Annotated in this window: 11 protein-coding genes and 1 tRNA gene; 6 read left to right on the top strand and 6 right to left on the bottom strand. The window is 53.6% G+C overall.

Annotated features, from left to right (window positions below; genetic code table 11):
* Nucleotides 1–50: 50 nt before the first annotated feature.
* The 4 genes from R3C20_15635 (at nt 51) to R3C20_15620 (ending at nt 4,959) form a co-directional block, all read left to right on the top strand.
* Nucleotides 51–902: a DUF4349 domain-containing protein gene (locus tag R3C20_15635; GenBank protein ID MEZ6041933.1), complete on the top strand. Its 852-nt coding sequence runs from the start codon at nt 51–53 to the stop codon at nt 900–902.
* Nucleotides 868–1,452, top strand: a complete 585-nt coding sequence (locus tag R3C20_15630; GenBank protein ID MEZ6041932.1) for a hypothetical protein — start codon at nt 868–870, stop codon at nt 1,450–1,452. Before R3C20_15635 ends, R3C20_15630 begins: the two co-directional genes overlap by 35 nt.
* A 195-nt stretch (nt 1,453–1,647) precedes the next feature.
* Complete coding sequence (locus tag R3C20_15625; protein ID MEZ6041931.1) at nt 1,648–2,229, top strand: hypothetical protein; 582 nt, start codon at nt 1,648–1,650, stop codon at nt 2,227–2,229.
* A gap of 147 nt (nt 2,230–2,376) precedes the next feature.
* Nucleotides 2,377–4,959, top strand: a complete 2,583-nt coding sequence (locus R3C20_15620; GenBank protein ID MEZ6041930.1) for a VIT and VWA domain-containing protein — start codon at nt 2,377–2,379, stop codon at nt 4,957–4,959.
* Between the two features lie 338 nt (nt 4,960–5,297).
* Here R3C20_15620 and R3C20_15615 read toward each other — a convergent pair whose 3' ends face one another.
* From R3C20_15615 to R3C20_15590, 6 genes are all read right to left on the bottom strand, one after another.
* The gene (locus R3C20_15615; GenBank protein ID MEZ6041929.1) at nt 5,298–6,548 is read right to left on the bottom strand and encodes a tagaturonate epimerase family protein; all 1,251 of its coding nucleotides are present in this window, start codon (nt 6,546–6,548) and stop codon (nt 5,298–5,300) included.
* Between the two features lie 131 nt (nt 6,549–6,679).
* Nucleotides 6,680–6,763, bottom strand: a tRNA-Leu gene (locus tag R3C20_15610).
* Between the two features lie 183 nt (nt 6,764–6,946).
* Nucleotides 6,947–8,647: a hypothetical protein gene (locus R3C20_15605; GenBank protein MEZ6041928.1), complete on the bottom strand. Its 1,701-nt coding sequence runs from the start codon at nt 8,645–8,647 to the stop codon at nt 6,947–6,949.
* A 14-nt stretch (nt 8,648–8,661) separates the two neighbouring features.
* Nucleotides 8,662–10,431 (bottom strand): hypothetical protein, encoded by a 1,770-nt coding sequence (locus R3C20_15600; protein ID MEZ6041927.1) that lies wholly within the window; start codon nt 10,429–10,431, stop codon nt 8,662–8,664.
* Between the two features lie 91 nt (nt 10,432–10,522).
* Nucleotides 10,523–11,023 (bottom strand): hypothetical protein, encoded by a 501-nt coding sequence (locus R3C20_15595; protein ID MEZ6041926.1) that lies wholly within the window; start codon nt 11,021–11,023, stop codon nt 10,523–10,525.
* 67 nt (nt 11,024–11,090) lie between these two features.
* Nucleotides 11,091–11,651 (bottom strand): hypothetical protein, encoded by a 561-nt coding sequence (locus tag R3C20_15590; protein ID MEZ6041925.1) that lies wholly within the window; start codon nt 11,649–11,651, stop codon nt 11,091–11,093.
* 443 nt (nt 11,652–12,094) lie between these two features.
* Here R3C20_15590 and R3C20_15585 point away from each other — a divergent pair, with 443 nt between their 5' ends.
* Nucleotides 12,095–12,505 carry a hypothetical protein gene (locus R3C20_15585; protein MEZ6041924.1) on the top strand — a complete coding sequence of 137 codons (411 nt, stop codon included), beginning with the start codon at nt 12,095–12,097 and terminating at the stop codon, nt 12,503–12,505.
* 310 nt (nt 12,506–12,815) lie between these two features.
* Nucleotides 12,816–13,328 carry a 5-(carboxyamino)imidazole ribonucleotide mutase gene (purE, locus tag R3C20_15580; GenBank protein MEZ6041923.1) on the top strand — a complete coding sequence of 171 codons (513 nt, stop codon included), beginning with the start codon at nt 12,816–12,818 and terminating at the stop codon, nt 13,326–13,328.
* Nucleotides 13,329–13,360: the final 32 nt, after the last annotated feature.

Raw genomic sequence — 13,360 nt, 5'->3', positions numbered from 1 at the left:
ATGAGTCGTGAATGGTCAGCCCTGAACTCTGCGTCAGCGGGAGCAGTCAAATGCCGGTTTATGGATTCCGAAACATTCTCCTGTTGGGATGTTTGATTGTCGGATGCGGCAAAATAGATGAATCAACACACAGAACTTCGCAACAGCCGGAAGCTCATGCTGATGCCCATCATGTGGCCAATCTTGATGACACTCACATTTCGGAAGAGACCTCATCCACTACGAATCCTTATCTGATCAGACGCGGGACCCTTGTGTTCCCAACGAATGACCGTGTCCAGTCACGTCATCGGATCACGTCTGCCATTCAGCAGCATCGGGGGTTTCTGGCGGATGAACATCAGCAGCGAAATCACACTTCGCTTTCAGAAACACTGACCATCAGAATAGAAGCGTCTCGTTTTGATGATCTCGTTGCTGCCATCAGTCAGGGCATCGAACAATTCGATGTACGAGAAATTGATGCCACTGACGTAAGTCAGGAATTCATCGACCTGGAAGCGAGACTAACGACCCGAAAGGACACAGAACAGCGATATCGTGACCTGCTGAAGCAGGCGAATTCCATCGACGAAATTCTGAAGATAGAAGCCCATCTGGATACAATTCGGGGTGAAATCGAATCCAGTGAATCCCGGTTCCGCTTTTTGCAGAATCAAATTCAATTCAGTTCGCTGACGGTCACGTTTTACGAGCCCATTGTGACGAGTCAGCACTTTATGCGACGATTTTCAGCCAGTCTGGCAAGAGGCTGGTTTGCTGCCACAGAATTCATCATAGCCCTCGCATCGATCTGGCCTGTTTTGATGTTGATCGGCCTGGTTGCCTGGTTGCTGCAAACATACCTCCGGAAAGAAAGGACACGTTATGACAACCGGCGACAACCACAACAAGCCGGATGAGGAAATACCGGATGACTTGCGTACGGTACTGAAACGTCGGTACGGAGCTGTGCCTGATGTTTCGCCCGAGACAGACGCCGTCATCCTCTCGGCCACTGCTGCTCAACTGAAATCGCAGCGTGTCAGACAACCAAAGTCCAGCCGACGTCGATGGATGGCTGCTTCGCTCGTCACTACCGCTGCCGCTTTGTGTTTTGTCATCGTCACCCTGCGACAAACAGACCCATCCCGGGACCTGATCGCCATGAATGAATTCACCCCGAAGTCAGCAGAGCCATCTGCAGAAGTCAGCCGCTCGTTCGGCATAGAAGCCAGCGCCGCGGTCGCGGATATGGATTCCGTTCAGTCTGTGCGTTTTGATGACATCGACCAGGATGGGCACATAGATATTCTGGATGCGTTTGCACTTGCACGACAGATCAGGACGAACAGCACAAATCCTGTGGAAACGGATCTGATCAGTACAAGGCCGGAGTTCGATCGAAACCACGATGGAGTCGTCGATCAGGAAGATGTGGATCAACTGGCCCGATTCATCGTTTCGCTTTAGTGCCGGACAGAAACCCGGAACGATCGTCTGGCTTTTAGCCGGGCATCACAGGGTGGCAGCCACCCAGTGCTGGTTGCCGTTCGATGAACACAAGGGATCTTTCAGAAGGTGTGAGCAGTGGCCGGTTTCTCCGGAGAGAATCTCACACGCAAACTGACCTGCCGCCCCTCTGTGGGCTGAATGAGGAGAAGAACAATGATCGAAAATCGACCGACAATTCGATCCGCAGGTCGGCGATCAGTGCCGCTGGTGTGGCTGTTGCTGATCGCCTTCGATGTGTGTGCCGCAGCCTTTACGTATGCACAGAGTCTGACAACGCATACGGTTGTTGACGCCGACCAGACAACTCCGGTGCAAAAAGAGGTAATTCAGGTACAGCTCGAAGGCGACCAGAACACTCGTATTGGCGGGACCCGGTTCGAAGCCATTGATGTGTTCGTCGACTCCGGCGAATTGCCCCTGGCTGCCTATCAGTTTGAATTGAATAGTCTGACTGCCGGAGTCGAGATCGTTGGTATCGAAGGCGGTGAGCATGCTGCATTCGCTGAGCCACCCTATTACGACTCGAAGGCGATGAATGGCAATCGTGTGATCCTTGCTGCGTTCAACACAGGAAAAGAATTGCCAAAGGGAAAGAGTCGTGTTGCTCGCGTCCACGTTCAGGTCGAAGGGCCCGAGGATCGCACCTGGCAAACTTCGTTGATTGCTTCGGCGACGACCGACGGTCAGCGTATCCCTGCGTCGCTCAGCATCGCAAAAGCAATGCTAGTTCAGTAGCTCATTCATTGTCACTCCTGCTGGCATCATCTGCCTGCGGGGAATGTCCGTACAGAATCGTTTCCACAGTGAAACAAATCTCACCCGCATAGCTCCTCCTGGCCGCAGGCCTCGGAGACATGAACTCTTCCGAAAGGTTACGAAATCATGAATACGAACAGCCGATTCAAAGCCTGGATGGTGCTCGGACTTTCGTTCGTGGCACTTCTGTCTGCCGCTGGGTGCGGTGGCGATGAATCAACGACCAGCCCGGAAGCCCTTTCCAATACTCCGGCAGCGTCCCGGGATGAATCCGCGGGGTCAGTTGACCGTTTCGGTGATGATGCACCACTGGAAATGTCATCCTCAGCGCAGACCGCCAGCGATGTCGCTGCTGACAGTGTGGTGACCGCGTCGGGACAACCAGCGGCCGGAGAAGCAGCTTCTGCAGAAGGGCTTGATCGAAAAGTCCTCTTCGACTCACCAAAAGACGGATATCGGAGTGCAGCTCCGTCCGGTGCCCCGGTGCCCGCTTCAGACCCCGCCGCTGCCGGTCTGTCTCTGGATTCCAGTCTCTCAAAAGAGATGCCTTTAGCGCAGAGAGGATTGACGGAATCCCTTTCCGGAGGCTTTGGCGCAGCCGGCCGGACAGAAACGAACAAGCCAACAGAAGAAGAAATTATCAGTGGTCAGCAACAGAGTGGTCAGCAACGGAGTGGTCAGCAACGGAGTGGTCAGCAGCCGGGCCGTCAGTCTCCCGAGCGCAGAATGCGTACGGAAACCATCCTGGGACGATTTCCTGATCCTGACGCGAAGTCCGGGGGCCGTATCGGCGAGCCGGGACCCGGCGAAGAGCTCTGGGTGATTGCGAAGGCTGATATCAATACAACAGCTCTGCCGGATACAGAGACGCCTGGTTGCGGCGCTTTGATGGCAACACTGCCAAATGAAACCCGGCAGGTCCCTGTGCCGCTCAGGCATACGAACGTCGTTGGCAATATTGATGGATATATCGCAACCGTCGATGTTACTCAGCAGTTTCACAATCCGTATAACAGCAAGATTGAAGCGGTCTATTTGTTTCCGCTTCCACAGAATGCAGCGGTGAATGAATTTGTTATGACGGTCGGCGATCGAAAAATTCGGGGCATCATTCGCGAACGTGAAAAGGCCGAACAGATTTACGCTCAAGCCAGAGCTCAGGGGCACGTTGCCTCATTGTTGACTCAGGAACGCCCGAATATCTTCACGCAGAAGGTTGCCAATATCGAACCCGGAAAACAAATCGATATCAATATCCGTTACTTCAATACGCTGCGTTATGATGACGGGGATTATGAATTCGTCTTTCCGATGGTTGTTGGTCCACGATTCAATCCCGCCGCAACGAACGATGGAATTGGCGCGGTTTCCCGCGGAAACCATGGTGCGAGCGGCCAGAAAACCGAAGTTCAGTATCTGGCTCCCGGCGAAAGAAGTGGTCACGATGTCGCAGTCACCGTGAATATCAATACAGGCGTAGAAATCGAAAATGTACGCTGTGTTAACCACGCCATCGAAGAACAATCAACCTCCCCCTGCGAACGCCGGATCCGTCTGTCAGCGAAAGATTCCCTGCCCAATAAGGACTTCATTCTGCGTTATCGAGTTGCGGGCGATCAAATTAAAACCGCCATGCTGACGCACAAGGACGAGCACGGTCAGTATTTTACGATGATGATTTATCCACCCGCGGAACTGTCCAGCGTTCAGCGGAGTGCTATGGAGATGGTATACGTGCTGGATTGCTCTGGCAGCATGAACGGCAAACCGATTGAACAGTCAAAGGCCGCTATCGAATATTCGCTGCAGCAACTGACACCCAGAGATACCTTCCAGATCATTCAGTTCAGTAACAACAGCTCGAAACTTGGCAAAGAACCGCTTCGGGCAACGCCGGAGAACGTTCACAGGGGGCTTCAGTACCTGCAGACTCTGAGCGGAAGCGGAGGGACCCAAATGATCGAAGGCATCAAAGCCGCGCTGGATTTTCCGCATGACGAAGGTCGTTTTCGACTGGTGTCGTTTATGACCGATGGGTTCATTGGAAACGAACAGCAAATTCTGCAGACGCTGTCCGCAAAGCTGGGAGCTTCGCGTATCTTCAGCTTTGGTGTGGGCTCGTCCCCCAATCGTTATCTGATGGATCGCATGGCCCTTCTGGGGCAGGGCGCCGTGACCTATTTGAGTCTCAATGACAATGCTGTCGATATTATGGATCGTTTTCAGCAGAGGATCAGCCATCCGGCCATGACGGATCTGACCATCGATTTTGGCGACATGGATGTGATAGAAGTCTTTCCAAAACGAATTCCGGACCTGATTGTCGGTCGCCCCATTGTTGTCACAGGACGCTTCAACGGAGAGCCATCGACAGTGACCGTCGGTGGCCGAATCGACTTGGCGCCCCAGACATTTTCAGTCGATCTTGCTGGTGAAGACCGTTCCGATGAACATCCAGGAATTGCTGCGGTCTGGGCGCGGATGAAGATTGCCGACCTGATGATGGCGGCATCGCAACGTCCACATGAAGCCGTTGAATTCAGGCAGGAGGTTATCCAGACAGCGCTTAATTACAACCTGATGAGCAGTTTCACGGCATTTGTTGCGGTCGATTCGCTTACAGTCACGGAAGGTGACTTTGGTACAACGGTTGCCGTGCCCGTGAACGTTCCGGATGGGGTCAAGTACGAAACCGCAGTGACGAATTGAGCATCAGTCGTTCGCTTCGCTGTCCGTGGAAAAAGAACATGCGAAAAGCAGCCTGAAGCGTCAGCTCAGCAGGCAGTTGAAGAACCACAGGAAAGGGAACCCGAAGCGTTGGCGGGATGACGATCCCTCGCAGGCGTATCGGGTTCTGTCTTCAACCGGTTGTCATCAAAGCAACTCTTCACGAACGACGACTTGCCATCGATTCTTCGCTGAAGCGTCAGGTTTTCAGTTGCAACGGGCTGCGATCCCTTGTTCTGCGGAAAGTCAAAGCGATCTGCGAAATCGGAGTCAGAACTCAGGTCGCAATCCACTGGAGTTTTCTGTCAATTGCTGGTGAATTACTCCAGAAACAGCGGCTTCATGTGGCGATCGAAGATGTTTTCTGTCACTTGTTGCCCGACGATTTCTTCGTTGAATTTCAGTAGATCGGTGTATTGACTGCCTGCCCTGGCCGCAATCTTGAACGAGACATGCAGCAACTGCCGCACATGAGCATTGAATTCCGGATGTCCAGGGATGTGACGAAGAACGCTCGCCATCTGGCTGCCACCCCAACGATTCACTGTTTCTGCTGTGGGGAGTTTAGACTTATCAATGTCGATCACACTGGCATAAGGCGAGCAGAGCTCATCCACGTGTTCGAGCGCGTATGCGTAGATTTCTTTTGCCAGTTCAAGCCCGTCTCCACCGGCTTCGGCAAGTCCGATGAGTTCTTCAAGCCATGTCGTTCCAGCGGTCTTCAAATGTAAGCCTGCACCTGTGGCAGCAAGGCATCGTCGAATGATCGGGTAGATGCTGAACTTATCGCTTCCGCTGTGAACGCTGAGCTTCAGATTCGACGGCAATCCATACTGAGCGACAGCGTGAGCGATAACAGCGAGATCCTCGCTGAATTCCTTTTCGAACTGCACAAGATTTCCGACATAGTCGACCCCTTTGTTGAATCTGCCCGTGAACTTGGGAGCGATCGTCTGCACACGCACTTTTTGGTCCGCCAGTGCCGCCAGAATCACCAGCAGCTCCGATGGAGATTGAGGAGCGTCTGTTTCGTCCATTGAAACTTCGGCTATAAAGTTTTCTTCGCCTTTTGCCGCAGCAATGTGTCGGTAGATGGCACCGGCATCATGAACCGCCTTCAGGTACTTCGCTGCCGTACTTTCAACGTCCTGTCTTGATGTGGTGAAAGGTTGTTCAATTCCCTGAATCGTGACGGTTCCAACCAGTTCCGGGTGCCGATCGACGAATGCACAGACGTCTGATTCTGAAGCGGGGTGACCAATGGAATCGGCAACATCCAGCGTGAAGAAGTCTGAACACGGAAGAAAGCGATCGACTGTTTTCAGATTAATGTGGTCGGCGTCAACGTGCCATGGGCGATTCCATCCCAGAGCGTTGACCGCAGCCTGAGCAGCATCGAACACACACTGTGGTTCAGATCCAACGAACGTATGTTCACGATTGGATTTATTCCAGACAGGTACGACTTCGATGCCCTTATCGGCCAGCATTTGAAAAGCCCGCAATTGGGCGCCGGCCTGATGGGCAAATCGATCACCGACACCAAATGAAAACCGTCCGATCTCCAACATGCCTTCTCCGATCGCTGAAAGACGATTATCCCCGTTAGAACCCCGGAGAATGAACCATGAAGCAAAAGAAAAGGCCCGGCTTTTAAAAGCCGGGCCTCAGTGTTCTCTTGTTCTTTTTCAGAACCCTAAAGTGCGCAAGAGAGGACTTGAACCTCCACGGGTGTTACCCCACTAGCTCCTGAAGCTAGCGCGTCTGCCGATTTCGCCACTTGCGCGAACAGCACTTTATCAACCTGTCAGGCCATGAACCGACGCCGACAAGGTCGCCACGCAGTCTAGAAAAGATCCTTGCTGTGGGCAACCAAGAGGTTCGGGAAAATCGCTGAACTGCGTCGAGTAGTTCGACCGTTGCCTGTGTGTCTCATCACTGAAAACGAACAGATCGGACGGAATGCGGTCTATTCCACGTTGGTCTTCGGAGTGGCTTTGCTGGTTGACATGCTTTCCTGAAGCATGGTGGAAAGCTGGAGAGTCTGCTGCATCTGTAGCGGAGGCAGTGATTCTCCCTGACTGATTTCGGCCCGAACCGTGTACGTCCCGGGAGGCGGGGGCTGCCTGAATCCAAAGAAGAGTTCACTCGATTCTCCCGGCAGCAGCCATTTTCCGTAGCCCGCTTCGGTCACCAATCCACGGCCAAATCCATCAACCAGCGAAAGTCGCCCTTCAAGCGGCACATGCCGCAGGCCACGGTTCGTGACGGGGATGGCGAAACCTGCGGAGGCTGGCGTGGCTTTCCAGACTAGCTCACCGGGAGAAATTTGTGGCTGTGATTTGCTGTCGGTCAGGACGCAAACGGGCACTCGGTGCGATCCGATCGCTTCACCGATTTCGGGACGAACCGTAATCTCAGCAAAAGCGTAGCTGTGTTCATCGAAAGACGAGCCACCTTCGAGCATGACCAGCACTTTACGCGTGCGATTTGGTTCCAGTTGAAAAGTTGAGGGCTTGATTCGCAATGATTCATGCAGGAAGCCCTGCATCGGGATGGCCTGAGATTCAACAATGACTCGTTGCAGACTTTGATTGGTGATGCTCAAAGACGATATCCGGTTACCACCTCTCTGCAGTGAGAGTTCGACGCTGGCCGGTTCTACGGAAATGTCCCGGGCAACGCGAACAATGGCCGCGTCCTGAGCGGGAAATTGCCCATCATGAATTGTGACAGGAAACTGCACTGTCCGAATGGTCCTGCCCTGGTGTGTCAGTCTGGCGCTCAGACTGTAGTCGCCGGAGAAGACGGGATGTGGCAGAAATTCTTCGAGTCGCAATCGAGCCCCCGGAAGGATGCGGCAGTTGAAGCGTTCGGGGGGATCCTGCCCGGCTCGAACAGGCACAACCAGGCCAAATGGTTTGCCAACAGATTGCTCGCCTCTCGTTAACAGCTGACATTCAACGCCAAACTCCATAGCTGTTTCGGTCGGATTATGAGCAAAGATCCGGGTGAGAGATAGACCCTTCTCCGCTATCAACTGGCCGTCATACAGTTCCAGTGCGGCAACCGAGTCTCCTCTGACTCCAAGAACGTCCACATCTACGCGAAGCAGATACTGTGTTACGAATCGGATGCCAACACGAGCCTTCTCATCCTCAGTGCCAGAAGCGGGTCCGTCCAGCGGAATCTCTTTCGCAAGGATTCCGTACGACAAAAATGGCGCATTGGTGACAGGTACTCGCATCTGGGCAGTGATGACGTGTTTTTCCGATTCGGTTAAGTCAATACTGGATGGACTGAGCAGTTGAATCATTTGCGGCGCCGGAGCGGCGTCATCCGGCATGATGACGCCATTATCCTGCTGCGTCATGGACACGGGTCTGATTTCCAGCCTTGACGCGCGCTTGTTTGATTCCACTTCGAATTCGAAACGAATCAGCTGCCCGCGCCGGGCCTGCAGACGGTGTACAAGAGGCGAGATCAGGAAGGCGGGCTTTACATCTTCCTGAACTCGAACAGCACGCAGCTCCGGGGTTGGCTTGCCATCACGCAGATTTGGTCGCAGCTCAACGTTGTCTTGTGCTATGGTGAGCGTCGCCGTGAACAGAATCGCGCATCGGGTGAAAAATTGAATGCTCGCGCGGATGGAGCTTATGGTTGAATTCATCATGATGCACATCTTTACTGCAACTGAAACGAGTCGCCCCGGACAGGTGATGTGGGGACAGGTGACATGAGTCCGGTCTCATCGACGGCCATGCTGGTCTGTAAACCCGGCTCACAAACTCCGCATGCGGGTGTGTCTCCAACGATGCGCGGTGAAATGAAGATCACGACCTCAGCATCATGTTCAGTTTGTTCAACCGTCTGAAACATTCGGCCGATGCCGGGAATGCTTCCAAGCACAGGAATACGAGCCAGACGATCCACGACCTGACGTTGCACAAGGCCGCCGATCACAATGGTTTCGCCATCCTTCACGTGGACGGTTGTTGAAACTGTTCGGCGGTTGATCAAAGGAAATGGATTGTTGGCAATCTGCGAATTCACATCCGCTGTCCGAATATCTTCACTTACCTCGGCCTTCTCGATACGAACGGTGATATTGTTGCCTCGTATCACAGGCGTAATCTCCAGCTGAATACCCGCTTCAACCTGCTCGATCTCCTGACGAAAGAACTGATTCGCGTTGACAGGTTGCGTACTGAAAAAAGATTGACGAGTAATTGAGATGCTGGCCTGTTCACCATCTCGCGCTGTGACACGCGGAGCTGCCCGGATGGAAAGATAGCCTTCTTCCGCCAGCAGCTTTACAAACGTCGACGTCACGGCAAAGCTGGAAAATGAATCCCCCAGTCCTGTTCCCGAACCGACACCGGAGAATGCCAGGCCCGTCATGCCAATTCGAAACATATCCGAACCATTCAAGGTTACAGCGTGCCCCCAGTCGAGACCTGAACGGAAACCACGTTCTGGTGCGATGACACACACGATTGCTTCGAGTTCGACCTGCGGAATGGGTGTATCCGAATCCTGCAGTCTCTGAAGGATTGGCGAAGCCATTTCTCGTGGTGCCTCAACCACAATCAGGTTTCGTTTTTCAATGACAGTCAGGTACTGACTCTCCCGGTCCGGTACCAGACGGAGGAGTTCTTCGGGCCCAAGGTGAGTGGGCCGGTACTCAAATCGTTCTGCAATCAGTGGGAACAAAGGAGAATCGGGATCAGGGGAGGCCACAATGTATTCGCCTTTGTCGGTCCTTCGATAGACAAGTCCCAGTGGCAGAAGCACTTTTCGAAGGGCAGATTCAAAGGGCTCATCCTCGATGACCGCGGATGCTACGCCATTGACCCGCTCATCGAGGATCAGATCAACATCCGCCTGCTGTGCCAGCGACTGCAGCGCCTGACGCACATCTGTATCTTCAAAGATTTCTGTGACCGTTGTCGAACGGGCCTTATGGGAAACAGTCCGTACGGACCCCTCCGCAATTGAGGCACCCGCTCGTCGCCAGCCGGCATTTGGCACCTGCGATGCAGGAATTTCCGGAAGCGACTTCAGAACTTGTGGATCAACAGTGACAGGACTTTGTCGTTCACTGAATTCTGGTACTGCCTGAAAACTCTCCGGTCGGGGAACAGGCGGCACCGTATCGGGCGTACCTGGAGTCGGCGTAAGCAATTCGTGACTGGCTGGAAATGTTTTCAATCCTGCCTGGGCCGGACCAGCCGCAGGGTTCAATCCCAATGTGTTTTCGGGAGTTTTTTGTGAGGCTGCGAGCGCTTCGAAATACAGTTCGTTGATTGATTTCTTTTTGTGCTCGGGATAAATCCGACAACCGGATGCGATCAGCAGACAGACCAACGCCGTTAACACTCGCCCGATAATCCATGCAACATGGCCGTCTTTTAAACGGTGGTTGCGTCGCTGGTTGTTCGATCGGTGTCGCATTGGAAGGATGGCTATTCGAGTTGTGTCATTCAAAGATGCAGAGTCTTGAGTACGTCGGGATTCTTCGGCGGCGATATTGGCTCCTGCACGATCAGAGTGGTGAGATGGTTCCGACAAGCTGGGCTCGATACTGCCCGGCGGGCAGACTTGCCGGTGTCCGGCTGAGCATGGAAACTGTCAAACCGAAAGACGCTTGCCCATTCCGTGAGCTGCTGACAGACACAGTGGCCTTCTGTCGACCGCGGTCCAATTGGGTGGCGTCGCTGGCCTTGACGACCTGCCAGCCTTTTCGTGAACTGGAATCCAGAAGTCTCACCGACACAGCGGCATCGGAATTCAGCGATTTCCTTCCCGCGGTCACTTCAAATGTGGTCAACTCCCAGACAGCGACAACTCCCCGTTCCTGAGCGTTGATCACGTCCCAGCGAACTTCATCGAATGGGAATTGCTGTGATGTCAGATCGTGTGTCGCCGATTGATGGCCGTCGCGGCTGCGCAGGCCAAATGCCTGTCCGTGGGCTGACTCGCTCCGCGTGCAAAGGAGCAATGCCAACCAAACGGCAGATGCCGTCCCGAAAAGTCGGGACGGCATTCTGGTTTTCGTGTGTGATCGTAATGCGTCCATGCCTCACGTCTTTTTCATTGTTGCTGCAATGTCACTAGTTGGCAGCGATCGTGCCAACGACATCAATCTCGTAGTCACCCTGCAACAATGTTGAATAGGTATCAGTAATAAAGGTTACAGTGAGTCCGAGCGTTGCTTTGCCAGGAGCTGCGGAAGTGGCCTGAACGGATGCGTCCGCGTCAGCACCGGCGTAGTCCGTCGTATCAGTCGCTGTTGAAACGGTCCAGACAGCGGAGCCGGTGCCATCGTTGTCGGAAGAACTGATGGCAAGGTCGAGTCTGGCATCGCGTTTGAAGTTGCTGTTTGTTGTATGGGTAAATGGCGTTGATGTTGTGAGGTTGACCGTCGCTCCCGCACCAGAGTTACACATCACGGCCCAGTGATTGGCAACATCAGCACCTGGGACAAAGACTTGATTGTTATTTGTTGTATCGTGATTCAACTGTCGATCCGCGGGAGCCACAATCGAAAGTGCAGATGGAACCGTGACTGTGAATGTCTGTGTATCAGTCGTTTGACCGACTGCCAGCTGGCAAACAGTTGCGACCAACGCGAAAGAGAAAACCTTTACCAATCCAAAGTTGCTCGTCTTCATGTGTGTTACTCCCCGGATTGACGTGTTTCCACGCCAAGCCACCTGTTGTGTATTCGGAAAACCCCCCGCCTCCGAATAAGTCAAGACCGGCACATTTTCCGCAATCGCTACAAACCGCAATCTTTACGTTGCTGTTCCTGACCGCTCTGATCAGGAGATGTTGTGCTGATGCAACACCCGTTGTTTTTCGTAAACTCTTTGCGTGCATTGGTTTGATGCAGAAGCCAATGGAAACCTATCCCTGAAATTGAGTAGGTCAAATTGCTGATGGGGAAGAACCTGCATTTTTCGCCATTCGCGAAACAGGCAGTGAAGTTGCGGTGCTCCTGGCGACTGGGGGGACCTGTCCGTTGGCGAAGTTTGGCGCGACCTTTGCCATGGAATGCTCCGGACCGTCGATGGGTTCGACGGATGCAGCTTGAGCTTCGTGAATGGCTTTGCCAATGTATCCCCGCCTGGTGCTTCTCCTGATCATCGCGTTCAGTACATTTCATCAGGTGTTGCCGGCACAGCAAAAGCAGCAGTCCCGGCAGTCATTTCGGATGACGGTCCCCGCGAAGATCAGCGTCACAGTCTTCGCTGAACTTCCTTCCCGACAAGGCTCAGAGACCGTGACCAGAAACAGTGAGGATGCCCAGGCAAATGCCGTGACTTCACATCTTCTGCTGACCTCGACAGTCATGACGGCTGTCTGGTTTTCAAGCCAGCCGAACGACAGCGTTTGGAGTTCCACCGGACGCAACAACCCGATCATTGTCCGTTCCGGGAGTCCAGCCTCTATTGAATTGATCGCCGGTGACACGAAGGAAATGGCTGGAAGATTTGCCCGGCTGACAATTGCCCCTCAGTGGTAAGAGGTCCGGCTTTCCTCGGTCTTGTGAGCAGCTCCGAAAGAACCGTGTGCAGGTTACCGAATGCGTTTGCAGGGGACCTCTTCACAGGTTTCCATCTGCCAGCGATCCCCTGCTGGCGCGGCTGGTTCTTCTTTCAGCGGGATGTTCAATGCCAATCGGAACGGTCTGAACGAGAGAATTGCTGGTGAGAAAGCGATTGTTGGCAACTGCGAGGACCGGGTGTTTCTGGTAAGTTCCATGGGATCCAGACGGTCCCTTGCGGCTGTTACTGGTTGAATGACAGCATTCTGTTTCTGTATCCGGGCGAATCATGTCGAACGAAGTAATTCGAGTCGGGGTTGTCATGGGCAGTCGGTCCGACTGGCCGACGATGGCTGCTGCAGCTGAAATCCTTGAACAGTTTTGTATCCGGTACGAAGCTCGTGTCGTTTCGGCACATCGCACTCCCCAGTGGATGGCGGAGTATGCCGAATCCGCTCAGCGAAGAGGACTGCATCTGATCATTGCAGGGGCTGGCGGCGCCGCACACTTGCCAGGGATGATAGCCTCACAAACCATCCTGCCGGTTCTTGGCGTTCCGATTCAAAGCAAGGCTTTGAATGGGATGGATTCGTTGCTTTCCATTGTGCAGATGCCTGGTGGAATTCCGGTGGGAACGATGGCGATCGGAACAGCCGGGGCTAAGAACGCAGGACTGCTGGCCGTGCGAATTCTCAGCCTGCACGACGAGCGTATTCGGCAACAGCTGCTCAGTTTTCAGGAGCAGCAGACGGCATCAGTGATGGATGATTCGGTGCTTTCGCTTGATGATCTGAAGTCGTGACGGCCGACAGCGTTGCCCGGTTCGCTTTAATT

Source organism: Planctomycetaceae bacterium, assembly GCA_041398825.1.
Taxonomy (GTDB): Bacteria; Planctomycetota; Planctomycetia; order Planctomycetales; family Planctomycetaceae; genus F1-80-MAGs062.
The sequence above is the reverse complement of the archived record's forward strand: the minus strand, read 5'-3'. Positions and strand labels throughout refer to the sequence as shown.